At 63.4% G+C, this 25,730-nt stretch carries 26 protein-coding genes; 22 read left to right on the plus strand and 4 right to left on the minus strand.

Going from position 1 to position 25,730, the window contains the following annotated elements:
• Positions 1–29 precede the first annotated feature (29 nt).
• The 4 genes from cobU (at position 30) to AC72UB_RS14940 (ending at position 3,745) form a co-directional block, all read left to right on the plus strand.
• Positions 30–599 carry a bifunctional adenosylcobinamide kinase/adenosylcobinamide-phosphate guanylyltransferase gene (gene cobU / locus AC72UB_RS14925; RefSeq protein ID WP_505190464.1) on the plus strand — a complete coding sequence of 190 codons (570 nt, stop codon included), beginning with the start codon at positions 30–32 and terminating at the stop codon, positions 597–599.
• Positions 596–1,156, plus strand: a complete 561-nt coding sequence (locus AC72UB_RS14930; RefSeq protein WP_505190465.1) for a histidine phosphatase family protein — start codon at positions 596–598, stop codon at positions 1,154–1,156. The genes cobU and AC72UB_RS14930 overlap by 4 nt, the downstream gene beginning before the upstream one ends.
• 92 nt (positions 1,157–1,248) lie before the next feature.
• Complete coding sequence (locus AC72UB_RS14935) at positions 1,249–2,112, plus strand: glutathione S-transferase N-terminal domain-containing protein (RefSeq protein WP_505190466.1); 864 nt, start codon at positions 1,249–1,251, stop codon at positions 2,110–2,112.
• Positions 2,113–2,230: 118 nt separating this feature from the next.
• Entirely contained in the window at positions 2,231–3,745 is a 1,515-nt protein-coding gene (locus AC72UB_RS14940; RefSeq protein WP_505190467.1) for a YifB family Mg chelatase-like AAA ATPase, read from the plus strand.
• 66 nt (positions 3,746–3,811) lie between these two features.
• Here AC72UB_RS14940 and gshB read toward each other — a convergent pair whose 3' ends face one another.
• The 3 genes from gshB to rsmI form a co-directional block, all read right to left on the minus strand.
• Positions 3,812–4,756, minus strand: coding sequence for a glutathione synthase (gshB, locus tag AC72UB_RS14945; RefSeq protein WP_463289294.1), 945 nt, complete (start codon positions 4,754–4,756; stop codon positions 3,812–3,814).
• A 76-nt stretch (positions 4,757–4,832) separates the two neighbouring features.
• A complete protein-coding gene (locus tag AC72UB_RS14950) occupies positions 4,833–5,186 on the minus strand; it encodes a YraN family protein (protein WP_505190468.1) in 354 nt (117 codons plus the stop codon).
• Positions 5,187–5,196: 10 nt separating this feature from the next.
• Positions 5,197–6,081 (minus strand): 16S rRNA (cytidine(1402)-2'-O)-methyltransferase, encoded by an 885-nt coding sequence (gene rsmI, locus AC72UB_RS14955; protein WP_505190469.1) that lies wholly within the window; start codon positions 6,079–6,081, stop codon positions 5,197–5,199.
• Between the two features lie 93 nt (positions 6,082–6,174).
• On the opposite strand from rsmI, the gene AC72UB_RS14960 reads away from it, so the two are divergent.
• From AC72UB_RS14960 to murJ, 3 genes are read left to right on the plus strand one after another with little or no spacing between them, the layout of a single operon-like run.
• Entirely contained in the window at positions 6,175–7,347 is a 1,173-nt protein-coding gene (locus AC72UB_RS14960; RefSeq protein WP_505190470.1) for a penicillin-binding protein activator, read from the plus strand.
• 24 nt (positions 7,348–7,371) lie between these two features.
• The gene (locus AC72UB_RS14965) at positions 7,372–10,161 is read left to right on the plus strand and encodes a [protein-PII] uridylyltransferase (RefSeq protein ID WP_505190471.1); all 2,790 of its coding nucleotides are present in this window, start codon (positions 7,372–7,374) and stop codon (positions 10,159–10,161) included.
• Positions 10,158–11,702: a murein biosynthesis integral membrane protein MurJ gene (gene murJ / locus AC72UB_RS14970; RefSeq protein ID WP_505190472.1), complete on the plus strand. Its 1,545-nt coding sequence runs from the start codon at positions 10,158–10,160 to the stop codon at positions 11,700–11,702. The genes AC72UB_RS14965 and murJ overlap by 4 nt, the downstream gene beginning before the upstream one ends.
• Here murJ and AC72UB_RS14975 read toward each other — a convergent pair.
• The gene (locus AC72UB_RS14975) at positions 11,693–12,484 is read right to left on the minus strand and encodes a rhomboid family intramembrane serine protease (RefSeq protein WP_505190473.1); all 792 of its coding nucleotides are present in this window, start codon (positions 12,482–12,484) and stop codon (positions 11,693–11,695) included. The genes murJ and AC72UB_RS14975 overlap by 10 nt on opposite strands.
• An 82-nt stretch (positions 12,485–12,566) precedes the next feature.
• On the opposite strand from AC72UB_RS14975, the gene trpS reads away from it, so the two are divergent.
• From trpS to AC72UB_RS15050, 15 genes are all read left to right on the plus strand, one after another.
• Positions 12,567–13,610 (plus strand): tryptophan--tRNA ligase, encoded by a 1,044-nt coding sequence (gene trpS / locus AC72UB_RS14980; RefSeq protein WP_463289287.1) that lies wholly within the window; start codon positions 12,567–12,569, stop codon positions 13,608–13,610.
• Between the two features lie 252 nt (positions 13,611–13,862).
• Positions 13,863–14,726 carry a branched-chain amino acid aminotransferase gene (locus AC72UB_RS14985; RefSeq protein ID WP_463289286.1) on the plus strand — a complete coding sequence of 288 codons (864 nt, stop codon included), beginning with the start codon at positions 13,863–13,865 and terminating at the stop codon, positions 14,724–14,726.
• A 65-nt stretch (positions 14,727–14,791) separates the two neighbouring features.
• Entirely contained in the window at positions 14,792–15,247 is a 456-nt protein-coding gene (locus AC72UB_RS14990) for a universal stress protein (RefSeq protein ID WP_505190474.1), read from the plus strand.
• A gap of 114 nt (positions 15,248–15,361) precedes the next feature.
• Entirely contained in the window at positions 15,362–15,541 is a 180-nt protein-coding gene (locus tag AC72UB_RS14995) for a hypothetical protein (protein ID WP_505190475.1), read from the plus strand.
• Between the two features lie 100 nt (positions 15,542–15,641).
• Positions 15,642–16,199, plus strand: a complete 558-nt coding sequence (locus AC72UB_RS15000; protein ID WP_463289283.1) for a NifU family protein — start codon at positions 15,642–15,644, stop codon at positions 16,197–16,199.
• Between the two features lie 4 nt (positions 16,200–16,203).
• On the plus strand, positions 16,204–16,821 hold the full coding sequence (tsaB, locus tag AC72UB_RS15005) for a tRNA (adenosine(37)-N6)-threonylcarbamoyltransferase complex dimerization subunit type 1 TsaB (RefSeq protein WP_505190476.1): 618 nt from the start codon (positions 16,204–16,206) through the stop codon (positions 16,819–16,821).
• Positions 16,818–17,231, plus strand: coding sequence for a GNAT family N-acetyltransferase (locus AC72UB_RS15010; RefSeq protein WP_505190477.1), 414 nt, complete (start codon positions 16,818–16,820; stop codon positions 17,229–17,231). Before tsaB ends, AC72UB_RS15010 begins: the two co-directional genes overlap by 4 nt.
• A 185-nt stretch (positions 17,232–17,416) precedes the next feature.
• Positions 17,417–18,412: a BMP family lipoprotein gene (locus AC72UB_RS15015; protein WP_505190478.1), complete on the plus strand. Its 996-nt coding sequence runs from the start codon at positions 17,417–17,419 to the stop codon at positions 18,410–18,412.
• 125 nt (positions 18,413–18,537) lie between these two features.
• Positions 18,538–20,076 (plus strand): ABC transporter ATP-binding protein, encoded by a 1,539-nt coding sequence (locus AC72UB_RS15020; protein ID WP_505190479.1) that lies wholly within the window; start codon positions 18,538–18,540, stop codon positions 20,074–20,076.
• Entirely contained in the window at positions 20,076–21,182 is a 1,107-nt protein-coding gene (locus AC72UB_RS15025; RefSeq protein ID WP_505190480.1) for an ABC transporter permease, read from the plus strand. Before AC72UB_RS15020 ends, AC72UB_RS15025 begins: the two co-directional genes overlap by 1 nt.
• A complete protein-coding gene (locus AC72UB_RS15030) occupies positions 21,182–22,150 on the plus strand; it encodes an ABC transporter permease (RefSeq protein ID WP_505190481.1) in 969 nt (322 codons plus the stop codon). The genes AC72UB_RS15025 and AC72UB_RS15030 overlap by 1 nt, the downstream gene beginning before the upstream one ends.
• An 81-nt stretch (positions 22,151–22,231) precedes the next feature.
• A complete protein-coding gene (locus AC72UB_RS15035) occupies positions 22,232–23,035 on the plus strand; it encodes a purine-nucleoside phosphorylase (protein ID WP_505190482.1) in 804 nt (267 codons plus the stop codon).
• Between the two features lie 194 nt (positions 23,036–23,229).
• Positions 23,230–24,159, plus strand: a complete 930-nt coding sequence (locus AC72UB_RS15040; protein ID WP_505190483.1) for a sulfite exporter TauE/SafE family protein — start codon at positions 23,230–23,232, stop codon at positions 24,157–24,159.
• Positions 24,156–24,968 carry a TIGR02186 family protein gene (locus AC72UB_RS15045; RefSeq protein ID WP_505190484.1) on the plus strand — a complete coding sequence of 271 codons (813 nt, stop codon included), beginning with the start codon at positions 24,156–24,158 and terminating at the stop codon, positions 24,966–24,968. The genes AC72UB_RS15040 and AC72UB_RS15045 overlap by 4 nt, the downstream gene beginning before the upstream one ends.
• A gap of 237 nt (positions 24,969–25,205) precedes the next feature.
• Positions 25,206–25,709 carry a type III secretion system chaperone family protein gene (locus AC72UB_RS15050; RefSeq protein WP_463289273.1) on the plus strand — a complete coding sequence of 168 codons (504 nt, stop codon included), beginning with the start codon at positions 25,206–25,208 and terminating at the stop codon, positions 25,707–25,709.
• Positions 25,710–25,730 lie beyond the last annotated feature (21 nt).

Consider the following 25,730-nt stretch of genomic DNA (forward strand, 5'->3'; position numbering starts at 1 on the left):
TCGAACCAGTGATCGGATCACCGCTGCCCATGGACCATTCTAGTTTTTCTGCGCCCGGCCTGCCCTTGCCCAAGTTATCGTTGATCGTCGGCGGGGCCCGGTCGGGAAAATCGCGGCTGGCCGAGAGGTTGGTGGCGCGGTTGGCCACGGCAACCGGGCTGCCGCGCGCCTATATCGCGACGGCGGAGATCTGGGACGAGGAGATGCGGGCGCGGATTGACCGCCATATCGCCGACCGGGGCGAGGGTTGGGTGACGCAGGAGGCCCCGCGTGATGTGGCGGGGGCTTTGGCCCGCGCGGAGGGCGTGGTGCTGATCGATTGCGCGACCTTGTGGCTGACCAATGTGATGCTGGGGGGCGGCGATGTTGAGCGCGAGACGGCGGAGATGCTTGCGGCCATGGCCGTCTATCCCGGCCCGGTGATCGTGGTTTCGAATGAGGTCGGTTGGGGCATTGTGCCGGACAACAAGCTGTCGCGCGATTTCCGCGACGCGCAGGGGCGGCTGAACCAGAGGCTGGCCGAGGCGGCCGATCTGGTGGCGGGTGTGATGGCCGGGCTGCCCATGGTCTTAAAGGGCCAAATGCCGGTGCTGCAATGAGCCGGATCTGGTTGGTGCGCCATGGGCCGACCCATGCCAAGGGGATGGTGGGTTGGACCGATCTGCCCGCCGATCTGTCAGATGCGGCCGCACTGGCCCGGCTGAACGCGCATTTGCCGCAGGTGCCGGTGATCTCGTCAGACCTGACGCGGGCGGTGGCCACGGCGGACACCCTGCACAGCCGCCCGCGCCTGCCCCATGATGCCGACTGGCGCGAGTTGCATTTCGGCGCGTGGGAGATGCAGACCTTTGCCGAGGTCGAAGCCGCCAGCCCCGACCACATCCGCGCCTTTTGGGAGACGCCCGGCGAGATCAGCCCGCCCGGTGGCGAAAGTTGGAACACGATTTGTGGGCGGATTGAGCGGGCGGTGCAGCGGTTGGCCCCTGTGCCCGAGGTGATTGTGGTGGCCCATTTCGGGGCCATTGTCGCAGCCATCCAGCACGCGGGCGGGCTGACGGCCACGCAGGCCTTTGGTCACAAGATCGACAATCTGTCGGTGACCTGCCTTGAGTTTGGTGCCGCGCCGCGCGTTTTGTCGATCAATCACATCCCGTGATGGGCGGGCGCACAAATCGGCGCTTTTCCCTTTGGGGCCCCCGTGCTTTCTTGGCGGCACCCGTGCTTTCTTGACGACAAAGGAGATGTCCCATGACCTATGATCTGGTGATCGGGGATCGCGCCTATTCCTCGTGGTCCTTGCGCGGCTGGCTGTTGTTTGATGCCTTTGGCCTGCCGGTCAAACTGCATACTGCGCGGCTTTACACCGACGAATTGCCGACCCTCTTGAAGCAGTTTCATCCCGGCAAGACCGCCCCCACCATGCGCACGCCCGATGGGGTTGTGGTGCCGGAAACCATTGCCATCGCCGAGGAATTGGCCAGTCGGCACCCTGAGGTCGGGATCTGGCCCCCAGACCCCAAGGCGCGGGCGGTGGCGCGGGTGCTGGCTGCTGAAATGCATGCCGGGTTCACCGCGCTCCGCAGCCATTGCCCGATGAACCTGCGGGTGAGCTACACCGATTGCGCCCCACCCGAGGCGGTTCTGGCCGATCTGGCACGGCTGGAGGTGATCTGGGATTGGGCGCGCGATCAGACCGGATCGACGGTTTGGCTGGCCGGAGACTATTCGGCGGCGGATGCGTTTTTTGCACCCGTCGCGACGCGGATCGCGACCTATAACCTGCCGGTGTCGGACCGCGCGATGGCCTATGTGCAGGCCCATCTGGCGCATCCGTCGTTTCGGCGCTGGCGCGCGATGGGGCTGGTGGATGGGGCGGATCAGGAGTTCTACCGCCGCCCCTATCCGCTGCGCCCGTGGCCCGGCCCGGTGCCAATGGCGGCCCGCGCGGTGGAAGGGACTGAGGCCGAGAACGCCGCCTGCCCCTATTCGGGCAAGCCCGTGACCCATGTGCTGGAGATGCAGGGCCGCCGCTTTGGGTTTTGCAACGCGTTTTGCCGCGACAAGACCGTGGCTGACCCCGAGGCTTGGCCTGCGTTCATGGCGCTTCTCTAGGCCCTGATCTGAAGCGGCTCATCGCTCGGTTCCCGTCGCTCTTCGCGCAGGCCCCCGCCAGCGTTAACCCTTTGCTAACGCTGTTCGCCTAACCGTTTACCATTGAAGCGGGGGCAAGATGGTCGCGCGGGCCTTTACGGTGGCATTCGAAGGGGTCGAGGCGCGGTTGGTCGAAGTGCAATGCGCGCTGTCGCCGGGGATGCCGGCGTTTCACCTTGTGGGACTGCCCGACAAGGCGGTGAGCGAGGCGAAAGAGCGGGTGCGTGCGGCGATGAACGCGCTGTCGATTGCGCTGCCGTCCAAGCGGATCACCGTCAACCTGTCGCCCGCTGATCTGCCGAAAGAGGGCAGCCATTTCGACCTGCCGATCGCGCTGGCGCTCATGGCCGCGCTGGAGATCATCCCGAAGGATGAGGTGGAGGGCACCATCGCGCTGGGGGAACTGGCGCTGGATGGGCGGCTTATTCCGGTGATTGGCGCGCTGCCTGCGGCGATGTGCGCGGCCGAGGAGGATAAGGTGCTGCTGTGCCCCAAGGCCTGCGGGGCCGAGGCGGCTTGGGTCGGGGCGACCCAAGTGCTGGGTGCGGCGTCGTTGCACGAGGTTTTGCGCCATTACACCAATCAGTCGGTGCTGAGCCCGGCCGAGGCGGGCGAGGTGATGCCCGAGGCGGGGGGGCGCGATCTGCGCGATGTGAAGGGGCAGGAACGGGCCAAACGCGCGTTGGAGATTGCGGCGGCGGGGCGGCATCATTTTCTAATGGTGGGCACGCCGGGGTCGGGCAAGTCGATGCTGGCGGCGCGGTTGTCGTCAATCCTGCCGCCCTTGTCGGCGGTGGAGGCGCTGGAAACTTCGATGATCCATTCGCTGGCGGGGCTGTTGACGGAAGGGGGGATTTCGCGCGCGCGGCCGTTTCGCGAGCCGCATCACACGGCATCCATGGCGGCCATCGTGGGGGGTGGCAAGGGCGCGAAGCCGGGGGAGATTTCGCTGGCGCATAATGGGGTTTTGTTCATGGACGAATTCCCCGAGTTTCCCCGCGCGGTGCTGGAAACCCTGCGCCAGCCGATCGAGACGGGTGATGTGGTGGTGGCGCGGGCCAATGCCCATATCCGCTATCCCGCGCGGTTCTTGCTGGTGGCGGCGGCGAACCCCTGCAAATGCGGGTATATGACCGACCCGGCGCGCGCCTGTGCCCGGGTGCCTGTGTGCGGCGAAGAATATCTGGGGCGGATTTCGGGGCCGATGTTGGACCGGTTTGATCTGCGGGTGGAGGTGCCGCCGGTGGCCTATAGCGATCTGGACCTGCCGGCCTCGGGCGAGACATCGGCCACGGTGGCCGCGCGGGTGGCGGCGGCGCGGGCGCGGCAGGCTTTGCGGTTTCAGGGCCATGCCACGGCGCGGGTGAATGCCGATCTCGAGGGCAGCCTTTTGGAGGCCACCGCCAGCCCAGACGCGGAGGGGCGCGCGCTGTTGGTCCGGGTGGCGGAACGCTTTGGCCTTTCAGCGCGGGGCTATCACCGGGTCTTGCGGGTGGCGCGGACGATTGCCGATCTTGATGGCAGCGAGGCGGTGCGCCATCCGCATATCGCCGAGGCGGTGAGTTTTCGGCTGACGGTGGGGGCAAAGGGGTGAACCTCGTCGTCGCCTGCGGCGCTCCTCGGGGGGACGACGAGCTGCCGACGGCGGACGAGGAGGGCGTCAGAGGCCGCGCTTGGCCTCGATCACCTGCCAGATTTTCTCGGCGGTGTTGGTGCCGTCAAACCGCTCGAGCTCCTGAATGCCAGTAGGCGAGGTGACGTTGATCTCGGTCAGCCAATCGCCGATGACGTCGATGCCGACAAAGACCTGCCCCTTTTCTTTCAAGACCGGCCCGATCCGCGCGCAAATCTCCAGATCGCGCGCCGTGAGCCCCACCTTTTCGGGCCGCCCGCCCGCATGCATATTGGACCGGGTTTCCCCCGCCTGCGGCACGCGGTTGATCGCGCCGACGGGCGCACCATCCACCAAGATCACCCGCTTGTCGCCCTTGGACACATCGGGCAGGAACTTTTGCACGATCATCGGCTCACGGCTCATCCCGGTGAACAACTCATGGAGCGAGGCAAGGTTGCGGTCGTTCGGATCCAGCCGGAACACGCCCGCGCCACCGTTGCCGTACAGGGGCTTGAGGATGATGTCGCCGTGCCGCGCCTTGAAGGCGCGAATCGTGGCCAGATCGCGGGCGATGGCGGTGGGCGGCGTCAGATCGGGAAAGCGCAGGACCAAAAGCTTTTCAGGGCTGTTGCGCACCCAGAACGGGTCATTCACGACGAGCGTTTTGGGGTGGATCATCTCGAGAAGGTGCGTCGTGGTGATATAACCCATGTCAAAGGGCGGATCCTGCCGCAGCCAGACCACGTCAAACTCGCCCAGATCCACCTCGGTCTCGGGGCCATAGGTGACGTGGTTGCCCTGCTCACGCCGCAGCTCAATCGGGAAGCCCCGCGCCATGACGCGGCCTTCGACAAAGGCCAGCTTGTCGGGGGTGTAGAAAAACAGCGAATGCCCGCGCGCCTGCGCCTCAAGCCCAATGCGGAATGTCGAGTCGCCGTTGATGTTGACCGATCCGATCGGATCCATCTGCAAGGCTACTTTGAGACCCATGGCGCGCTCCTTCAAATTGCGCGCCCTTTGTGACCGATGCCCGGCCGAGTTGCAAACCCCCCGTCACGCCCGCCCCTTAGGCCGCGAAGGCGTTCTCAAGGATTTCGATCTGCCCGCGCCCATCGACCAAGGCGACGTCAAAGCGGACAGGGGTCAACTGCCCTGCAGGTTCACCGCCGATGAATTCAGAGGCCGCGTCGTAGATCCGCGCCATCTGGCGCGGGCCCAGCCGTTCTGCGGCCTGCGCATGGGTCTTGCTGTGCTTCACTTCGATGAAAATCACCTCGGCGCCGTCGCGGGCGATCAGATCGATCTCACCGCAGGAGCCCCGCCAACGCCGGGCGCAAATCGGCCGGCCTGAGCCCGCATAAAGCTGTTCAACCATAGCCTCAGCGGCCAAACCTGCCTGATAAGATCGCGCGCCGCTCATCCCGATTCCTTTACTTTGACCGATCCGCAGACCCGCGGGCCAGCGCCATTTGATACACATCGCGTTTTGGCAGACCGAAAGCCTCTGCGACGGCTGTCGCAGCATCCTTGACCTTCATCGTTGTCAACGCCCGATCCAAAGCTGCCTCAATTGTCGCCGCATCTGCTTCAACCGCCTCACCGCGCCCGAGAACAAGCACGATCTCTCCCTTCAAGTCGCGGTCTTGGCACGCTGCGCGCACCTCGGCCACGGTGCCGAGGATCACCTCTTCGAATCGCTTGGTCAATTCGCGGCAGAGCGCCATTTTGCGCCCTTCTCCCAAGATATCGCAGAGATCTTCCAAGATTTGGTTAATGCGCCTTGGGCTTTCATAAAGCACCAGCGTCGCCGGTTGATGCGCCAAGTCTTGCAGAAAGCTGCGGCGCGCGGCCTTGGTGCTGGGGGCAAATCCGGCAAAGACAAAGCGGTCGGTGGGCAGGCCCGCCACCATCAGCGCGCAGAGCGCGGCTGAGGGGCCGGGGGCTGCTGTCACCATCAGGCCCTCTTCAATCACCGCCCGCGCCAAGGGAAAGCCCGGATCTGACACCATCGGCGTGCCCGCCTCGGAGGCATAGGCCACCGATTTGCCCTCGGCGATGGCTTGCACAAGACGCGGGCTGGTCTGCGCCTCGTTGTGGTCATGACAGGCCACAAGCGGCCGCTTGCCCAAGGGGATGCCGTGGATTTCCATGAGGTGCCGCAAGGTCCGGGTGTCCTCGGCCGCCAGCACATCGGCCGAGGCCAAGACATCCAGCGCCCGAAGCGTGATGTCGCGGGCCGTCCCGATTGGGGTGGCCACCAGATAGAGCCCGGGCGCCAGCGGGGTTAGCTCATGCACCGTCTTGCCGCCTGCCATGGGCCCATGCCCTCCTCTTTGCGTTTACTTCCCCCGGCGAAGGCCTTAACTTCCGCCTTCGTGTACCAATCTCTTCGAGTGGGGAATTGTCAGATGTTGTCTGTTTTGCGTCGGGCCCGCAAGTCGCTGGGCCATCTTGCCCTTGTTGCCGCCACTGCCGTGCTTGCGGCCTGTGTCCCGGGAGGCGGTTTGTCGCCTTCGGGTGGCTCGGGCAGCGGGGCCATTCAGGTCGCCCTGTTGGTGCCGGGTGGCTCGGGTCAGCTCAGCGACGAGGTTTTGGCCAAGAGCCTTGAGAATGCCGCGCGGCTGGCGATGGGCGATTTGCAAAACGTGGAGATTGATCTGCGCGTTTACAACACCGCCGGATCGCCTTCCCAAGCTGCCGCGCAGGCGCAAAAGGCTGTGGCTGATGGCGCGCAGGTCATCCTTGGGCCGGTCTTTGCCCAAGAGGCCAATGCCGCCGGGGTTGCGGTGGCTGCCTCGGGCGTGAACGTCTTGTCCTTCTCGAACAATCCCGACATTGCCGGGAACAACGTCTTTGTTCTGGGGCCAACCTTTGACAACACCGCCGCGCGTCTGGCCAGCTTTGCGGTGCGTCAGGGCAAGGGCAACATCATGATCGTGCATGATCGCAACACCGCCGGGACCATCGGCCGTGCCGCGATTGAGCGGGGCGTGCGTGCCACTGGGGGCACCGTGGTGTCCGTGGGCGATTACGAGTTTTCGCAAAACGGCGTCGTCTCGGCCGCCCCTGCTTTGGTACGCGCAGCACGAGAGACCGGCGCGCAGGCTGTCTTTATGACGGCGGACAGTTCGGGGGCCTTGCCCTTGATCTCGCAGCTTTTGGTCGACAACGGGCTGTCCTCGGCGGATGCCCAGTTCATTGGCCTGACCCGCTGGGATATTCCCGCCGCGACCTTGGGCCTGCCCGGCGTGCAGGGCGGCTGGTTTGCGCTGCCGGATCCGGCGCTTTTCGCGCAGTTCCAAAACCGCTTTACCGCCGCCTATGCCGAGGCGCCGCATCCGATTGCGGGCTTGGCCTATGACGGGATTGCCGCTGTCGGCGCGCTGAGCCGGTCGAGCCTGCGGGGCCCGTTGCCGCGCGATGCGCTGACCCAATCGGCCGGGTTTGTCGGCGTCAACGGCATCTTCCGCCTGCTTGAGGATGGCAAGAACGAGCGCGGCCTTGCTGTTGCTCAGATCAAAGACGGGCAAGCCGTTATCATCGATTCCGCGCCGCGCAGCTTTGCCGGGCCGGGGTTCTGATCTGACACGCCGGGATCTGACGGGATGAGGTTAAATTCTACCCCCGAGGTCCCGGCGACCGCAGCCCCTGCGGCCACGGGTCTTGTGCCGCACACCGATCTGATTGACGCCCCAAGCCTGACCGCCGCGATCTGCGCCGAGATTGCGGGGTTGACCGACACCGATGCGCGCGCCGCGCGGGCCTGTGCCGTGCGCCATATGGCGGCCGAAAAAGCCCGGGCCAATGCGGCGCTTGCGGCGGCCTTTGCCGAGGCCCCGTTGCGCGCCCGCGAACTGGTCAGCGACCAATCGCGGCTGACCGATGGGTTGGTGAGGACCGCGCTGGCGGTTGCCCAGCATCTGCACCCTTTGTCCAACCCCACCGAGGGCGAGCGCATCGCGGTTCTGGCGGTGGGTGGCTATGGGCGGGCCGAAATGGCGCCGCATTCCGATGTGGATTTGCTGTTTCTGACGCCGTGGAAGATCACCCCTTGGGCCGAGGCGGTGATCGAATCCATGCTGTATATGCTGTGGGATCTGAAGCTGAAGGTCGGCCATTCCAGCCGCACTGTGGCCGATTGCCTGCGGCTTGGGCGCGACGACATCACCATCCGCACCGCGCTTTTGGAGCATCGGTTCATCTGCGGCCATGCGCCGCTTGAGACCGAGCTGAGTGACCGGCTTTGGGGCGATCTCTTCAAGACCACGGGGCGCGAGTTCATTGAGGCGAAGCTGGCCGAGCGCGCCGAGCGGCACAAGCGCCAAGGCGGGCAGCGGTATGTGCTGGAACCGAATGTCAAAGAGGCCAAGGGGGGTCTGCGCGATTTGCAGACGCTCTATTGGATTGGCAAATATCTGCACCGGGTGCCGTCCTCTGCCGGGTTGGTGGCGGCGGGGCTTTTGACGGGCGAGGAATATGCCCAGTTCGAGCGGGCCGAGAACTTCCTGTGGGCCGCGCGGTGCCATTTGCATTACATCGCCAAGCGCCCGGTGGATCAGCTGACCTTTGACATGCAGGTAGAGGTCGCCGCGCGGATGGGCTATCGCGACGGGCATGGCCGCCGCGCGGTTGAGCATTTCATGCAGGACTATTTCCGCCACGCCACCCGTGTGGGCGAATTGACCCGCGTGTTTCTGACCGAGTTGGAGGCCCGTCACGCCAAGCCAGAGGCGCGGCTGATGGGGTTTTTCAGCCGCAAATCGGTGGCCAAGGGCTATAAGCTGGTGCAGGGCCGGATTGATGCGGCGGACCCGGCGAAGTTCCTGTCGGACAAGCTGAACCTGTTGCGCGCCTTTGAGGAGGCGTTGCGGTCAGGCTATCTCTTGCACCCCAATATCATGCGGTTGATCGCGGCCAATCTGGACCTGATTGACGACGAGATGCGCGACGACCCCGAGGCGCAGCGCATCTTTCTGGATCTGATGCTGAAGCACGGCAATCCGGAACGTGCCTTGCGGCGGATGAACGAATTGGGGGTCTTGTCGGCCTTTATCCCCGAGTTCGAAAACATCGTCGCGATGATGCAGTTCAACGTCTATCACCATTACACGGTGGACGAGCATATCATCCAGACCATCTCGACCCTTGCGCAGATTGAGCGCGGCGAGTTGGTGGAGGATTTGCCGCTGTCGTCGTCGATCCTGAAAGAGGGGATCAGTCGGCGGGTGCTTTATGTCGCGCTTTTGTTGCATGACATTGGCAAAGGGCGGCCTGAGGATCATTCGATCATCGGCGCGCAGATGGCGCGGCGGATTGCGCCGCGGCTGGGGCTGGATGAGGAAGAAAGCGAGACCGTCGAATGGCTGGTGCGCTATCACCTTCTCATGTCAGACATGGCGCAGAAGCGCGATATTGGCGATCCGCGCACGGTGCGCGATTTTGCCAAGGCGGTGAAAACCCGCAAGCGGTTGGACCTTTTGACAGTGCTGACGGTTTGCGACATTCGCGGGGTCGGGCCGAACACGTGGAACAACTGGAAGGCCATGCTTTTGCGCCAGTTGCACGGGTTGACGACCGATGCGCTGGAAGGCGGGCTGGAAAGCATCAACCGCGAAAAGCGCGAGGATGAGGCGAAGGCCGCGTTGCGCGCCCGGCTGGTGGATTGGACCGATGAGGCGATCCGCGCCGAATGGGCGCGCCATTATGCGCCCTATTGGCAGGGCCTGACCACCGACACCCAAGAGGTGTTTGCCCGGTTGCTGCAGGGGTTGGACGACAGCGAAATTCGCATAGACCTGCACCCAGAACCCGCGCGCGATGCCACCCGCGCGGCCTTTGCCTTGGCCGACCATCCCGGCATTTTCAGCCGTCTGGCCGGGGCCTTGGCTTTGGTCGGGGCCAATGTGGTGGATGCCAAGACCTATACGTCGAAAGACGGCTATGCGACGCCGGTGTTCTGGATACAGGACGCCGAGGGCAAGCCCTATGACGTGGAGCGGTTGCCGCGTCTGACGCAGATGATCGACAAGACGCTGAAGGGCGAAGTTGTGGCGCGCGAGGCTTTGGCCGGGCGCGATAAGGTGAAAAAGCGCGAGCGCGAGTTCCGTTTTCCGACCCATATCACCTTCGACAATGAGGGGTCCGAGATTTACACGATCATCGAGGTCGACACCCGCGATCGGCCCGGCCTGTTGTTTGACCTGACCCGCACGCTGGCGGTCAACAACATGCAGATTTCCAGTGCGGTGATTGCCACCTATGGCGCGCAGGTGGTGGACACCTTCTATGTGAAAGACATGTTCGGTCTGAAACTGCACGCGAAGAACCGTCAAGAAGCATTGGAGAAGAAGTTGCGTCAGGCGATCACAGAAGGCGCGGAAAGGGCCAGCGCATGAGCGGCGCGGCACGGATGATCCGCAACATCATGACCTTGGGGATCTGGACGCTGGTGTCACGCGGTGCGGGGCTCGCGCGCGATCTGATGATGGCGAATTATCTGGGCGCGGGCGCGGTGGCCGATGCCTTTAACGTCGCCTTTTCGCTGCCCAATATGTTCCGCCGGTTTTTCGCCGAAGGGGCCTTCAATCAGGCCTTTGTGCCGATCTATGCCAAGAAGCTTGAGGCAGGCGAGGATGCCGAAACCTTTGCCCAAGACGCCTTTGCGGGCCTGTCGGCCATTCTGCTGGCACTGGTGCTGATTGGCACGGTGGCGATGCCGTTTCTGGTCTGGGCCATGGCCTCGGGCTTTGTGGGGGATGCGCGGTTTGATCTGGCGGTAACTTATGGCCGGATCACCTTTTGCTATATCTTCTTCATCTCGCTTTTCGCCATGCTGGCGGGTGTGCTGAACGCCCATGGCCGCTTTGCCGAGGCCGGATTTGTGCCGGTTTTGATGAACCTTGTGTTCATTGCCGCCATGTGGCTGGCCGCTGTTGCAGGCTGGGATATGGGCCTGACGCTGGCCTGGACGGTGCCAGTGACGGGGGTGGCGCAATTGGCGTTCACGTGGGTTGCCGCCGCGCGCATTGGCTTTGTGCCGCGCCTGCGGATGCCGCAGATGACGCCGGACCTGAAGCGGCTTTTGATCGTCGCCGGGCCTGCGATGCTGGCCGGGGGCGTGGTGCAGGTGAACCTTTTGGTGTCGCGGCAGGTCGCCTCGGGGACCGAGGGCGCGATTTCGTGGCTGGTCTATGCGGACCGGCTGTATCAACTGCCCTTGGGCGTGGTGGCGATTGCGGTCGGCACGGTCTTGTTGCCGGAACTGTCGCGCCGTCTGCGCGCGAATGACGCGGCAGGGGGGCAGGATGCGTTCAACCGGGGGACCGAGTTTGCGCTGGTCTTGACGCTGCCTTCGGCCGTGGGGCTGATGGTGCTGTCGCATCCGATCATCGAGGTCTTGTATCAGCGCGGCGCCTTTGGCGCAGTGGACACGGCCAATACGGCACTTGCGCTTGCGATCTATGCCGCAGGGCTGCCGGCCTTTGTGCTGCAAAAGGTGATGCAGCCCTTGTATTTCGCGCGGGAAGATACGCGCAGCCCGTTTCGCTATGCGGTCTGGTCGATGGTCACCAATGCGGTGCTGGCCGTGGGTCTGATGCCGCTGATCGGCTTTACCGCCGCAGCGCTGGCCACCACATTGTCAGCCTGGATCATGGTGGGGCAATTGTGGTGGGGCGCGCGCCGGATGGGGCCAGAGGCGCAGTTTGACGACCGGCTGATGTCGCGCCTGCCCTTGGTCTTGATGGCCTGTGTGGCGATGGTTCTGGTGGTCTGGGCCGGGGCGCTTTTGTTGCAGCCTTGGCTGCAAGCGGCGGGCTGGCGCTATCCGGCGCTGGCGCTGCTGGTGGGCCTTGGCGGCGTGGCCTATTTCGGCAGCGGCTTTGCGCTGAAAGCCTTTCGCTGGTCAGAGTTGAAGGGCCTGCGCGGTCAGCGCTGACGCAGGCGGTCCATCAACCGGCCAATCCCGCCGGGCACCACCAGAATGGTCACGGCAAAGCCCGCGGCAAAGCCTGCGAGATCGGCCACGAAACCGAGCCTGCCCTCCACCCAAATTACGCCATCGTCACTGAAACCTTTCAAAAAATGCTGACTGGCGAGATCAAGGTTCCCGTCCACTAGAAGTCCAACCCAAGTCGATACCCAATCCAACGGGCCGCCCGTCAAGACACCAAAGAGAAGCTGCGCGGCCAGAAGAAAGCCGATCATCGTGAAGGCGCGGTATTCGCTTCCCGATCCGGCCAACCGCAGCCACATGAGGTAGGTGAAGGCCCCTACCAACCCGTAATCGCCGGGATAGGCCCCAAACAGCGGCTGCGGCCCGGCCCAAAGGCCATAGGCGAAGGCCCCGGCAATCGTGGCGGCAAGAAACACCGCCAGAACCGCCCAAAAGCGCAAAACCTCGCCCACAAACTTGCCCAGCGCCAGAAGGATGACCACGGCAAAGACCGTATGGGTCAGGTTGCCATGCACAAAGGCATAGCCGACAAACCGCGCCAGATGCTCGGGCGGGAACTGGCCCAAGGACAGCATCTCACGCCAGAGGTCGGGCACAAAGGCCAGCCGGGTGATGGCATCGATCCGCCAGCCCACCGCCTCGGGGCCGCCTGCGACGCCGGACGCCCCCAGCTGCAGCACAATCTCCATCGCGATCATCGGCAGGGCCAAGGCCCAAACCGCGGGCGGCAAGGGGTTCAGCGGGGCGGCGGTGTGATCTTGCATGCAACTCTCCTCGGGGCTTCATTGACGCCCCTGCCCCACAGCGATAAGCCGATGCGGCACAACATTCCAGATGGAGTTCCCGATGTCCGAGCCGGTCCAAACGCCTCAGACCCAATTCAAGCCCCGGATTTTCTCGGGCATCCAGCCTTCGGGCGGGTTGACCCTTGGCAATTACCTTGGCGCGCTGAAACGCTTTGTCGAAAAGCAGGATGAAGGGATCGAGACGATCTATTGTCTTGTCGATCTGCATGCGATCACCGTCTGGCAAGACCCGGAAAAGCTGCGCCAGCAAACCCGCGAAGGGGCTGCGGCCTTTATCGCGGCGGGGATTGATCCGGCACGCTCGGTGCTCTTCAACCAAAGCCAAGTGACGGCCCATGCGGAACTCGCGTGGATTTTCAACTGCGTGGCGCGCATGGGCTGGATGGGGCGCATGACCCAGTGGAAGGACAAGGCGGGCAAAAACGCCGAAGCGGCATCCTTGGGCCTTTTCGCCTATCCCGCCCTGATGGCCGCCGACATTCTGGCCTATCATGCCACCATGGTCCCGGTGGGCGAGGATCAAAAGCAGCATCTGGAACTGACCCGCGACATCGCGATCAAGTTCAACAATGACTTCAAGGTGGATTTCTTCCCGGTGGTCGATCCCTTGATCGAAGGGGCAGCAACCCGCGTGATGTCCCTGCGCGATGGCACCAAGAAGATGTCGAAATCCGACCCTTCCGATCAAAGCCGCATCAACCTGACCGATGATGCCGACCAGATCGCCGCCAAGATCCGCAAGGCCAAGACCGACCCCGAGCCTTTGCCTGACACGGTAGAAGGGCTGAAAGACCGCCCCGATGCGCGCAATCTGGTGAACATCTATGCCGCCTTGGCCGGGCATACCGTGGATCAGGTGATCGCCGATTTCGCAGGTGCGCAGTTTGGCACCTTCAAGCCCGCGCTGGCCGATCTGGCCGTGGCAAAGCTTGCCCCCATCACCACCGAGATGAACCGGTTGATGAAGGACCCCGCCGAGATTGACCGCATTTTGGGCCAAGGGGCCGAGCGCGCCGAGGCGATTGCGCGGCCGATCGTCGATCAGGTCTATGACATCGTGGGAATGATCCGGTCGCGGCGCTAAAGCGTCACGGAATCGATTCATTCTCCCGTCATAATCGCGGCTGAGGCTCCCCGGCCTCGTCTTCTGCCTATCGCGTCGCCGTTCCCCAGCGGCGACGCTTTTTTTCACACGGACCCGCGCCTTCGCCGCCCCGGCTTTCATCTTGGCAAAAATACTCCGGGGGTGCGGGGGCTGGCCCCCGCTTCGACATCGGCCCCCCTTTCCCTTGCCCGCCCATCCTGATTAACTCCGCCGAAATTCGGGAGGACCACCATGGCATCGGGCACCAATATCCGCACCTTTTTCGAGGGCAAATGGCATGAGGGCAATATTCCCGTCATGCGCGCGGCCGATCATGGGTCGTGGCTTGGATCGACCGTGTTTGACGGCGCGCGCTCCTTTGATGGCATGGTGCCCGATCTTGCGCTGCATTGCGCGCGGGTGAACCGGTCGGCCGAGGCGATGCTGATGACGCCCACCCATGCCGCGCAGGACATCGAAGGCATTGTGCGCGATGGGCTGAAATCCTATCGCGCCGATCAGGCGCTTTACATCCGCCCGATGTATTGGGGGATCGAAGACGACGGTTATGGCCTTGGGCCGCACCGCGATTACACGGGCTTTGCGGTCTGTCTGGAAGAGATTCCGATGTCCGCGCCCGAAAATTCGGTGACGCTGACCACCACCTCGTTCCGTCGCCCCGTGTTGGCCGACAACGTCTGCAACGCCAAGGCGGGCTGCCTGTACCCCAACAATTACCGCATGATCGCCGAGGCCCGCAAAAAGGGCTTTTCCAACGCCCTTGTCGCCGATGCGATTGGCAATGTGGCCGAAAGTGCCACGGCGAACGTGTTCATCGTCAAGGATGGCGTGGCCTTTACCCCGATCGCCAATGGCACCTTCCTCGCCGGGATCACCCGGTCGCGCCACATCGCCAATCTGCGCGCCGATGGGGTGGAGGTGGTGGAAAAGATCATCAGCTTTGACGAGGTGCACGCCGCGGATGAGGTGTTCCTCACCGGCAACTTCAACAAGGTCACCCGCGTCACCCGCTTTGACGACACGCATTACAAATCGCACGCCATGGCGACCCGCGCGCGGGCGATTTATTGGGATTGGGCGGCCTCGCATCGCTAAGCTGATCGCAAAGGCTTGCGCCGACGCGCCCCTTCCGGCAATACTCGACTGGAAGGGGAGAGATTATGCGCAAGTTCCTTGTGGTCCTCGACGACAGCCGCGAATGTCTGAATGCCATGCGCTTTGCCGCGCTGCGCGCTGCCCATACCGGCGGCGGGGTGCAGATTTTGTCGATCATCCGGCCTGAAGAGTTTCAGGGCTGGATTGGGGTCGCAGACCTCATGCGCGCCGAGGCGCGCGAGCGGATCGAGGCGCATTTTCAGGTCTTTGCCAAATGGATGCGCGACAAGAAGGGGGTGAACCCCGAGCTTGTGATCCGCGAAGGTGACCCGGCGACCGAGATTTTGGCGCAGGTGCGCGAGGATCCCGAGATTGGCGTGCTGGTTCTGGGCGCAGGCACGGACAAATCAGGCCCTGGCCCGCTGGTCACGCAAATGTCGCGCAATTCGGGCAACTTGCCGATCCCGATCACCATTGTTCCGGGCGAGATGAGCAAGGAACGGCTGGAAAGCATCACCTAAGGCCGCCTGACCGCCATGCCGGGCGCGCATGCTGCGGGCGCAAAAGAATCAATGCTGCAATGCAGAAAATAACGTAGGGTCTGTACTGAGGGGGGATCATAGAAGGACGTCGCCATGACTCTTCATCCCCGTAGCCTGCCCAGCACCGCACCGCCAAAAGCCTTTGAGATTCCGGGTTTGGCCTATTACTCGGCCCCTCCCGTCCCAGCGACCACGCATCTCAGCCCGCCTGCACAAAGCGCAGCGGCCGAGGTGTTGGACGCGATGTATGGCTATTACAGCCCACAGGATTGATCGGCCAATGCCGGTGCCAAGCTGGGCCAACCCGCCGGGCGAACCTTGACTCTTGCCCCCCTCGGGCGCATATCCGACTTGAACTGTCGGAGATACGCAGATGTTCATCCAGACCGAATCCACGCCGAACCCGGCGACGCTGAAATTCCTGCCCGGCCAGACCGTGTTGGAGATGGGCACCGCCGATTTCCCGAGCTCTGAGACGGCGGGCAAATCGCCTTTGGCCGCCCGCATCTTTGCGGTGGCAGGGGTGACGGGCGTGTTCTTTGGCACCGATTTCGTAACGGTGACTAAGGCCGAGGCGGTGGATTGGGGCCATATCAAGCCCGCGATCTTGGGCGCGATCATGGAGCATTACCAGTCCGGCGCCCCGGTGATTGAGGGCGAGCAGGCCGCCGCGCATCAGGCGCATGACGGACCGGACAGCGACATCGTGCGCCAGATCAAGGAACTGCTGGACACCCGCGTGCGCCCGGCTGTGGCCCAAGATGGCGGCGACATCACCTTCCACGGCTTTGACCGGGGGATCGTCTATCTGCATATGAAGGGCGCCTGCGCGGGCTGCCCGTCTTCGACCCTGACGCTGAAGATGGGGATCGAGAACCTCTTGCGCCACTATATCCCCGAAGTCACCGAGGTGCGCCCGGTTGCGGCCTAAAGCTATGGCTGAGACGGTTTTGGCCTTTGACACATCGGCGGCGCATTGCGCCGCCGCTTTGCTTTTGCCGGATGGCCGGGTGCTGACCCGGCTGGAGCCGATGGAAAAGGGTCAGGCCGAGCGGCTGATGCCGCTGCTCGAGGAGCTGTTGCGCGAGGCGGGCTTGGGCTGGTCGGACCTCACGCGGTTGGCTGTCGGCACCGGGCCGGGGAATTTCACCGGGGTGCGGATTGCGGTCGCTGCTGCGCGGGGGTTGGCCTTGGGGCTTGGGATTCCGGCGATTGGAATCACCCGGCTTGAGGCCTTGGCCTTTGGCCTGCCGCGCCCGATTACGGTGGTCGAAGATGCCAGGCGCGGTGAGGTTTATGTCCAGGCCTTTGGCACTGAGACGTCTGATGCGCTGTTGCTGGACGGCTCGGATCTGGCGCATGTGGTGGAGACGGCGCATGTCACCGGAAACGCTGCAGCGCCTGCTGCCCTGCCCCCGGCCATGCCCTTGGCCGAGGCGATGGCGCACCTTGCAGTCGCCCGTGATCTGCCCCAGCCGCGCCCGGCGCCGTTTTACCTGCGCGGGGCCGATGCCGCCCCGCCCTCTGACCCGCCCCCGGTCATCTTGCCATGACCCCGGCCGAGATGGCGGCGCTGCATGCGCGTTCCTTTACCACCCCGCGCCCATGGTCTGAGGCAGAGATCACCGACCTTTTGGCCAGCCCGCTGGTCTTTGCGCTGACCCGGCCCGGGGCCTTTTTGCTGGGCCGCGTGGTGGCGGGTGAGGCGGAGTTGTTGACCATCGCCGTGCATCCCGATCAGCGCCGCGCGGGGCTGGGGGGGGCGCTTGTGGGAGCCTTTCTGACAGAGGCGATTGCGCGCGGAGGCGAATCGGCCTTTCTGGAGGTGGCGGAAGGCAATGCCGCCGCCCGTGCGCTTTATGCCGCCTGCGGCTTTGCCCCTGCCGGGCGGCGGCGGGGCTATTACCACCGACCCGATGGCGCGTCCGAAGATGCGCTGATCTTGGTCAGATCCTTAATGTAACCAATGTAATACCAATTGTCAGCCAAATGGTCAGCCAATCGGCGAAACCCGGCGTCACTTCGGCGGCTCACAGATTCCTGTTGACCCTTTGCGCGGCTTTCGACCTAAACTGTTGGCAATCCTCTTGTACAAGGCCGCTGCGGCCACGACAGAGGGCAACACGAATGGTAACCGGGAGAACATCCATGACCCTTATGAAACACTTGCTTGGCGCTGCCGCGACCTTGGCCCTGACCGCAGGCGTTGCCTCGGCAGAGCCGGCGATCATTTTCGACCTTGGCGGCAAGTTCGACAAATCCTTTAACGAGGCCGCTTTCAACGGCGCTGAGCGTTGGAAAGCCGAAACCGGCGGCACCTACAAAGAGCTGGAAATGCAGGACGAAGCCCAGCGCGAACAGGCGCTGCGTCGTCTGGCCGAAGCCGGTTCGAACCCCGTTGTCATGACCGGCTTTGCCTTTGGCGACGTGCTGGCCAAAGTGGCCCCGGATTTCCCGGACACCAAGTTTGCGATCATCGACATGGTCGTGGATCAGCCGAACGTCAAATCGGTGGTCTTCAACGAGCATGAAGGCTCGTATCTGGTTGGCATGATGGCGGCCTTGGCGTCGAAGTCGGGCACCGTTGGCTTTATCGGCGGCATGGACATCCCGCTGATCCGCAAGTTCGGCTGCGGCTATGCGCAGGGCGTCAAGGCTGTGAACCCCGATGCGACCGTGGTTCTGAACATGACCGGCACCACCCCCACAGCGTGGAATGACCCGGTGAAGGGCGCGGAACTGGCCAAGGCTCAGAAGGCCCAAGGCGCAGACGTGATCTATGCGGCCGCAGGCGGCACCGGCATTGGTGTTCTGCAAACCGCTGCCGACGAAGGCATCCTGTCGATCGGCGTGGACAGCAACCAAAACTACATGCACCCCGGCAAGGTTCTGACCTCGATGCTGAAGCGCGTGGACAACGCTGTGTATGAGGCCTTCAAAGAAGGCGAAGCACTGACCCCCGGCTTCAACGTCATGGGTCTGGCCAATGACGGCGTCGGCTATGCGATGGACGAAAACAACGCGGCGCTTGTGACCCCTGAGATGCAGGCCGCCGTTGATGCCGCCGCCGCTCAGATCAAATCGGGTGAGTTGGTCGTTCACGACTATATGTCGGACAACACCTGCCCGGCTGCCACGTTCTAAGAACGTCTGACTTGCATCCGTGCCGCGCCTGACCCATCAGGCGCGGCACATTTTACCAAGGGCCAGTTACCGAAGCCGCGCCACAGCGGACGGGCCTTGCTTTTCCACACGGGGGAGAGATGCGCATGGGCGACGCCCAATACGCGATTGAGCTGAAGGGCATTTCCAAAGCCTTCGGTCCGGTTCAGGCCAACAAAGACATCAACATTGCCGTGCCGAAAGGCACCATTCACGGCATCATCGGCGAAAACGGCGCGGGCAAGTCGACGCTGATGTCGATTCTGTATGGCTTTTACAAAGCCGATGCGGGCCAGATCTTTGTGGATGGCAAATTGACCACCATTCCTGACAGCCAGAGCGCCATTCGCGCCGGTATTGGCATGGTGTTCCAGCATTTCAAGCTGGTGCAGAATTTTACCGTGCTGGAGAACGTGATCCTGGGGGCCGAGGATGGCCCGATGCTGAACACCTCCTTGTCGCGGGCGCGGAAAGTGCTGGCGGATCTGGCGCGGGAATATGAGTTGGACGTCGATCCGGATGCCTTGATCGAAGATCTGTCGGTGGGCCACCAGCAGCGGGTGGAGATCCTGAAGGCGCTGTATCGCCAAGCCGATATCCTGATTTTGGACGAGCCGACCGGGGTTTTGACCCCGGATGAGGCGGACCATCTGTTTCGCATTCTGAAAGGGCTGAAAGATCAGGGCAAGACCGTGATCCTGATCACCCACAAGCTGCGCGAGATCATGGAGGCGACCGACAATGTCAGCGTCATGCGGCGCGGCACCATGGTGGCCACGGTCAAGACCGCCGAGACCAGCCCGGAGGCGCTGGCCGAGTTGATGGTGGGCCGCAAGGTGCTTTTGGAGGTGGCGAAGGCCCCGGCCACGCCCGGCGAGGTGGTTCTGTCGGTGCAAAACCTGCGCGTGAAGGACGATCACGGGGTGGAGCGGCTGAAAGGCATCAGCTTTGACATCCGCGCCGGGGAAATCCTTGGCATTGCCGGGGTGGCAGGCAATGGGCAGTCTGAGCTTTTGGCCGCCCTTGGCGGGATGGCGCGGGCCACTGGGCGCATCACCATGAAGGGGGCCGACTTGCCGCTGTCGGGCAAGGGCGCTGACGGCCAGTCGCGCCGCGCGGCGGGCATTGCCCATGTGCCGGAGGACCGCCACCACCACGGGCTGATCTTGGATTTCGCGGCCTGGGAAAATGTGGCCTTGGGCTATCACAACGACCCGGCCTATCAGAAGAACGCGCTCTTCATGGACAATGCCGCGCTGATTGCCGACACCGAGCGGAAGATGGCCACCTTCGACGTGCGCCCGCCGATCCCGTCCTTGCCCGCCAAGTCCTTTTCGGGGGGCAACCAGCAAAAGATCGTGGTCGCCCGCGAGATGGAGCGCAAGCCCGCGCTGTTGCTGATCGGCCAGCCGACGCGGGGGGTGGACATTGGGGCGATTGAATTCATCCACCAACAGATCGTCGCTTTGCGCGATGCGGGGACGGCGGTGCTGTTGGTGTCGGTGGAGCTGGATGAAATCATGAGCCTGTCCGACCGGATTGCGGTGATGTTTGACGGCCAGATCATGGGCCTGCGCGACCCGGCCCAGACCAATGAACGCGAGTTGGGCCTCTTGATGGCCGGCATGAACGGGGAGGCCGCCTGATGGACCGACTGCCGAAATGGGCCGATGTCGCCCTTGTGCCGCTGGTCAGCCTCGCACTGGCCGCGCTGATCTCGGCGCTGGTGATCTTGGCGATTGGCCAAGACCCGATGGAGGCCTTGAACACCATGGTCACCGGCGCCTTGGGGTCGGCCTATGGCTGGGGCTATACGCTCTATTACACCACCAGTTTCATCTTTACCGGGCTTGCGGTGACGATTGCCTTTCATGCGGGCCTGTTCAACATCGGCGGTGAGGGGCAGGCGCAGCTTGGCGGGCTTGGCGTGGCCTTCGCCTGCCTCTTCCTGCCTTGGCCGCATTGGTCGCTGGCCCTCATCGGTGCGGCCATGGCAGCCGCCCTCTTCGGGGCCGCTTGGGCCGCTATCCCGGCCTATTTGCAGGCCAAACGCGGCAGCCATATCGTCATCACGACGATCATGTTCAACTATATCGCGGCCTCCTTGATGGTGTTCATGCTGGTGGACGTGCTGCGCCCCGATGGCCAGATGGACCCGGCCACCGCCAATTTCCCCGAGGTGACCAACCTGCCGACCTTGAACGATATCCCCGGTTTCAACCTCTTCTTCACCAAGGATGTGCCGGCCAATATCACCTTCCTCATTGCCCTTGCGGCGGCTTGGGTGGTTTGGGCGATCCTGTGGCGCACGCGGCTTGGCTATCAGATCCGCGCCTTTGGCAAACCGGGGGCGGCGGCGCAATATGCGGGGATCAACGGGTTTCGCATCACGATGATTGCGATGCTTCTGTCGGGCGGCCTTGCTGGCCTGATGGCGATCAACAACGTGATGGGCGAGGCGGAACGGCTGTTGCAAAACTCGGCCTCCGGCGCCGGGTTCATCGGGATTGCCGTGGCCCTCATGGGCCGCAATCACCCGGTGGGCGTGGTGCTGGCGGCGGTTCTCTTCGGGTTCCTCTTCCAAGGTGGGGCGGAACTGGGCCTGTGGACTAAGATCCCGATCGAATTGCGCATCGTGGTGCAGGGTCTGGTGATCCTCTTCACCGGGGCCTTGGATTACATGGTGCGGATGATGCTGGTCAGGGTCTTTGCGCTTTTCCGCAGCCCTGCCGCCGTGAAAGGAGCCGCGTGATGGATTACGCAACGCTTCTGCAACTTTTGGACAGCACGCTGCGCCTTGGCACGCCCCTCCTCTTGGCCTGCTTGGCCGGGCTTTACTCCGAACGCGCGGGCATTTTCGACATCGGGTTGGAAGGCAAGATGCTGATGGCCGCGATGAGCGCAGGCGCGGTGGCGGCCCTGACCGGTTCGGTCTGGATCGGGCTTTTGGCGGCGATTGCGGGATCGATGCTGTTCGCCGTTTTGCACGGCATCGCCTCGATCACCTTCCGCGGCAATCAACTTATCTCAGGCGTGGCGCTGAACTTTCTGGCCTCGGGCATCACGGTGCTGACGGCGCAAGCGCTCTTTGGCCAAGGCGGGCGCACGCCGCCCCTGTCGGGCGACGGGCGGTTCAATCCCATCACCCTGCCCTTTGCCGAGGCGCTGAAAGATGTGCCCGTCATCGGCCCGCTTTACTATGAGGTGATCTCGGGCCATTCGATCCTGGTCTATGCGGCCCTCGCATGCGTTCCGCTTACATGGTGGCTGCTTTATCGCACCCGCTTTGGCCTGCGCCTGCGCGCGGTGGGGGAAAACCCGGCCTCGGTCGATACGGCGGGGGTGTCGGTCATGGGGCTGCGCTTTGCCGCGGTGATGATCACGGGCGTCCTCTGCGGCCTTGCCGGCGCCTATATGGCCACAGCCCTGCAAGCTGGCTTTGGCCGCGAGATGACGGCCGGGCGCGGCTATATCGCGCTCGCCGCTCTGATCTTCGCCAAATGGCGGCCTTGGCAAGCCTTGGGCGCGACGATGCTCTTCGGCTTCTTCCAAGCCCTCGCACTCCGCCCTGATGTGGTCGAAGGCGTGGTGGGTCAAAAGGTTCCGGTCTCGATGCTCGACGCGCTGCCTTATGTCCTGACGGTCCTCGTGCTCGCGGGCTTTGTCGGCAAGGCCATCCCGCCCCGCGCGGGCGGTGAGCCCTATGTGAAAGAACGCTGACGCCTTCAATGCGGCCCAAATATCCCACGGGGGTGCGGGGGTGTGAACCCCCCGCTCCTGCCCTCAACGCTGGACTGACCGATGACTGATTTGCTGCACACCGTCCAATCCCGCGCGGGAACCGAGCCTGTGAAACTGGGCCTTATCCTCGGCTCTGGCTTGGGCCATCTGGCCCATGCCGTCGACGGCGTGGCCATTCCTTACGCCGATCTGCCGGGCTTTCCGCATGTCGGCGTGTCGGGCCACAACCCGCATCTGCACATCGGCACGCTGGAAGGCGTGCGGGTCGCGGTCTTTGGCGCGCGGGAGCATTATTATGAAAACGGCAATCCAGCCGCCATGCGCCCGGCCTTGGACCTTCTTCAGGCGCTGGGGGCGGATCATCTGATCGTGACCAATGCGGCGGGAAGCCTGCGCCCCGATATTCGGCCAGGCGATCTGATGCTGTTGAACGATCACATCAACTTTTCCGGCCTGAACCCGCTGATCGGTGAAAAAACCGATGCCCGATTTGTCCCGATGACCACCGCCCATGACCCTGATCTGCGCGCCGCCCTGCGGGATGCGGCCAGGGCCGAAGGCGTGGCCCTGCCGGAAGGGGTTTATGCGTGGTATTCCGGCCCTTCGTTCGAAACCCCGGCTGAGATCCGCGCCATCAAGATCCTCGGCGGGGATGCCGTGGGCATGTCCACCGTGCCCGAGGTGATATTGGCGCGGTTCTTGGGCCTGAAGGTGGCCGCCATCTCCACCATCACCAATATGGCTGCCGGGATGTCGGACGAACAAATCAGCCATGAGCACACCAAGGCCATGGCGCCTTTGGGCGCGGCCAAGCTGGAGCGCATCTTGCGGGCCTATTTGCGCGGGTTGGCCGCCCGCCCCTGACAGCCCCATCTGACCTCAGCCGCCTCCCCTCCCCCTGGTGGGGAGGGGTTGGGGGTGGGGGCAATCCGGCAGGCAAAAGGCCCCACCGCACACCCCCCTGCCAACTGGCGTTATCCGCCATCTCGATCTGGATTTGACAAGCCCGCGAAACGGGCGCAAGTCTTGGACAACAGGCCCCTTTCCAACATACCTTGATGTTCCAACTGTACCTCCCCATCGCCGAGGTCTCGGTCAACGCCTTCCTGCTTCTCGGGATTGGCGGAATCGTGGGCTTTTTGTCGGGCATGTTCGGTGTGGGCGGCGGGTTTCTGATCACGCCCTTCCTCTTGTTCATCGGCATTTCGCCCGGGGTTGCGGTGGCGACCGGGGCCAATCAGGTGGTGGCCTCGTCGATTTCCGGCGTGCTGGCGCAGTTGAAACGCAAGGCCGTCGATTTCCGCATGGGGTCTGTGCTGTTGGTCGGGGGCCTTTTTGGCTCTTGGGTTGGGGTCCGGGTGTTTTCCTGGATGACCGAGCTTGGGCAGGTCGATCTCTTTGTGCAGCTGTCCTATGTGCTGTTTCTGGGCCTGATCGGCGCGATGATGTTCTTTGAAAGCGCGCGCGCCTTGTTGCGCGCCCGCCGCCATGGCGGGGCGGCCCCCATTCGCCGCGCCCATGTCCACACGTGGGTGCATGGGCTGCCGCTGAAGATGAAGTTCCGCGCTTCGGGGCTTTATATCTCGGTGCTGCCACCTTTGGGCGTGGGCGCGCTGGTGGGCTTTCTGGCCGGGATCATGGGGGTGGGGGGCGGATTCATTCTAGTTCCGGCCATGATCTATATCCTTGGCATGCCGACCAAGGTGGTGATCGGCACGTCGCTCTTTCAGATCATTTTTGTGACCGGCTTCACCACGGTTGTGCATGCGGTCAACAGCCATACCGTTGATATGATGCTGGCGCTGTTGCTGATCATCGGCGGGGTGATTGGGGCGCAGTTTGGCACGCTGGTGGGCACGCGGCTGAAGGCCGAGCAATTGCGGATCCTCCTCGCCGCGCTGGTGCTGGCGGTGGCGATCAAGATCGCGCTGGATTTGTTGCTGCGCCCGGCCGAGCTCTTCTCGCTGACCCCCTTGGTGCTGCCGTGAGCGGCCTGCGTGCCGCCGCGCGCCGTTGCTGGGTCCCGGGTGCGCTGGCGCTGTGGTTAGCCACGGCGCTGGTGCTGGTTACCGGCGCCGCACGGGCACAGGGCGAAGAGATCGTGTCGGGCCTGTCGCAGAACCGCGTGGCGATCACGGCAAACTTTGACGGGTCCGAAATTCTGATCTACGGCGCGGTGAAACGCGAGGCACCTGCACCCACAGGCGCTCCACTTGAGGTGATCATCACGGTCGAAGGCCCCTCGATCCCGCTGGTGATCCGCCGCAAGGAACGGGTGGCGGGCATTTGGGTGAACACCTCATCGGTCACGGTGGACGCTGCACCGTCCTTCTATGCCGTTGCCACCACCGGTTTGGTCGATGACATCCTGTCGGACACTGACGACCTGCGTTATCGCATCACCCTGCCCCATGCGATCCGAGTCATCGGCGGCGCCTCCGAGGCCGCCAGCGTGGATGAATTCATCGCCGCCCTTGAACGCATCCGCAGCAACGAAGACATCTACCGCCTGTTGCAAGGCCAGGTGCAACTGGCGGAGGAAACGCTGTTTCGCACCGATGTGACCTTGCCTGCGAACCTGATCGAGGGCGATTATAAGGTGCGGATGTTCATCACCCGCGATGGCCAAGTGATCGACCAAATGGAGCGCGTGATCGGCGTACGCAAGACCGGGCTGGAGCGCACGCTCTATATCATGGCGCATGAACAGCCCCTGCTTTACGGCCTGATCTCACTGGTGCTGGCCGCCGTCGCGGGCTGGGCCGCTTCGGCAGGCTTCCGCCTTTTGCGGCGCTGATCGGGCGATCTGGTTCAGCCGATAGGCCAACCAAATCGGCGACCAAGCCCCCCCTTCTAGGGCGCAAGGCCTGCCTCACGGGCTTATCCACAGAAGATTTCATCAGATTTCACTTTACAGGCTTTCGCCTTCGCCCCACTATATCTAGTAAGTTCTAGTCGGGCTTACGCAGATCTTTGCCAGACACTCAGCCAGTTGTGGGATCTTATCCGCAAAGGGCCTAATGATGGGGCGGGTATGTCGGTTTCAGAAGATTTCCTTTCGCTGGATGACCTGCATCCGATCGACATCGTCGAAGATCTGGCCGCCCATCATGACTGGGAATTTGACCGCGTCACCGATGACCAGATCGCCATGGCGGTTGAAGGCCAGTGGCGCACCTATTCGCTGACGCTGGCCTGGTCGGCCCAAGATGAAACCCTGCGCCTGATCTGCACCTTTGAGATGGAACCGCCCGAAGACCGGCTGCCGGTGGTCTATGACATCTTGAACCGCTGCAATGACATGGTCTGGACCGGGGCCTTCACCTATTGGGCCGAGCAAAAGTTGATGGTCTGGCGCTATGGCCTGTGCCTTGCCGGCGGTCAGATGGCCGGGGCCGAACAGATTGACCGGCTGATTTCATCGGCGGTGTTGGCGGCGGAACGGTTCTACCCGGCCTTCCAATTGGCCGTATGGGGCGACCGCAGCCCGGCCGAGGCGATGAAGGTTGCCATTGCCGAGGCCTACGGTCGGGCCTAACCTCTGCCCCGAGAGATGGGG

The organism is Allotabrizicola aquatica (SeqCode) (assembly GCF_965194375.1).
Taxonomy (GTDB): domain Bacteria; phylum Pseudomonadota; class Alphaproteobacteria; order Rhodobacterales; family Rhodobacteraceae; genus Tabrizicola_A; species Tabrizicola_A aquatica.

Excerpts from the sequence above, each read along its gene's own strand:
- cobU (WP_505190464.1), top strand. The coding sequence starts at position 30 with ATGGACCATTCTAGTTTTTCTGCGCCCGGCCTGCCCTTGCCCAAGTTA.
- AC72UB_RS14930 (WP_505190465.1), top strand. The coding sequence starts at position 596 with ATGAGCCGGATCTGGTTGGTGCGCCATGGGCCGACCCATGCCAAGGGG.
- AC72UB_RS14935 (WP_505190466.1), top strand. The coding sequence starts at position 1,249 with ATGACCTATGATCTGGTGATCGGGGATCGCGCCTATTCCTCGTGGTCC.
- AC72UB_RS14940 (WP_505190467.1), top strand. The coding sequence starts at position 2,231 with ATGGTCGCGCGGGCCTTTACGGTGGCATTCGAAGGGGTCGAGGCGCGG.
- gshB (WP_463289294.1), bottom strand. The coding sequence starts at position 4,756 with ATGGGTCTCAAAGTAGCCTTGCAGATGGATCCGATCGGATCGGTCAAC.
- AC72UB_RS14950 (WP_505190468.1), bottom strand. The coding sequence starts at position 5,186 with ATGAGCGGCGCGCGATCTTATCAGGCAGGTTTGGCCGCTGAGGCTATG.
- rsmI (WP_505190469.1), bottom strand. The coding sequence starts at position 6,081 with ATGGCAGGCGGCAAGACGGTGCATGAGCTAACCCCGCTGGCGCCCGGG.
- AC72UB_RS14960 (WP_505190470.1), top strand. The coding sequence starts at position 6,175 with ATGTTGTCTGTTTTGCGTCGGGCCCGCAAGTCGCTGGGCCATCTTGCC.
- AC72UB_RS14965 (WP_505190471.1), top strand. The coding sequence starts at position 7,372 with ATGAGGTTAAATTCTACCCCCGAGGTCCCGGCGACCGCAGCCCCTGCG.
- murJ (WP_505190472.1), top strand. The coding sequence starts at position 10,158 with ATGAGCGGCGCGGCACGGATGATCCGCAACATCATGACCTTGGGGATC.
- AC72UB_RS14975 (WP_505190473.1), bottom strand. The coding sequence starts at position 12,484 with ATGCAAGATCACACCGCCGCCCCGCTGAACCCCTTGCCGCCCGCGGTT.
- trpS (WP_463289287.1), top strand. The coding sequence starts at position 12,567 with ATGTCCGAGCCGGTCCAAACGCCTCAGACCCAATTCAAGCCCCGGATT.
- AC72UB_RS14985 (WP_463289286.1), top strand. The coding sequence starts at position 13,863 with ATGGCATCGGGCACCAATATCCGCACCTTTTTCGAGGGCAAATGGCAT.
- AC72UB_RS14990 (WP_505190474.1), top strand. The coding sequence starts at position 14,792 with ATGCGCAAGTTCCTTGTGGTCCTCGACGACAGCCGCGAATGTCTGAAT.
- AC72UB_RS14995 (WP_505190475.1), top strand. The coding sequence starts at position 15,362 with ATGACTCTTCATCCCCGTAGCCTGCCCAGCACCGCACCGCCAAAAGCC.
- AC72UB_RS15000 (WP_463289283.1), top strand. The coding sequence starts at position 15,642 with ATGTTCATCCAGACCGAATCCACGCCGAACCCGGCGACGCTGAAATTC.
- tsaB (WP_505190476.1), top strand. The coding sequence starts at position 16,204 with ATGGCTGAGACGGTTTTGGCCTTTGACACATCGGCGGCGCATTGCGCC.
- AC72UB_RS15010 (WP_505190477.1), top strand. The coding sequence starts at position 16,818 with ATGACCCCGGCCGAGATGGCGGCGCTGCATGCGCGTTCCTTTACCACC.
- AC72UB_RS15015 (WP_505190478.1), top strand. The coding sequence starts at position 17,417 with ATGACCCTTATGAAACACTTGCTTGGCGCTGCCGCGACCTTGGCCCTG.
- AC72UB_RS15020 (WP_505190479.1), top strand. The coding sequence starts at position 18,538 with ATGGGCGACGCCCAATACGCGATTGAGCTGAAGGGCATTTCCAAAGCC.
- AC72UB_RS15025 (WP_505190480.1), top strand. The coding sequence starts at position 20,076 with ATGGACCGACTGCCGAAATGGGCCGATGTCGCCCTTGTGCCGCTGGTC.
- AC72UB_RS15030 (WP_505190481.1), top strand. The coding sequence starts at position 21,182 with ATGGATTACGCAACGCTTCTGCAACTTTTGGACAGCACGCTGCGCCTT.
- AC72UB_RS15035 (WP_505190482.1), top strand. The coding sequence starts at position 22,232 with ATGACTGATTTGCTGCACACCGTCCAATCCCGCGCGGGAACCGAGCCT.
- AC72UB_RS15040 (WP_505190483.1), top strand. The coding sequence starts at position 23,230 with ATGTTCCAACTGTACCTCCCCATCGCCGAGGTCTCGGTCAACGCCTTC.
- AC72UB_RS15050 (WP_463289273.1), top strand. The coding sequence starts at position 25,206 with ATGTCGGTTTCAGAAGATTTCCTTTCGCTGGATGACCTGCATCCGATC.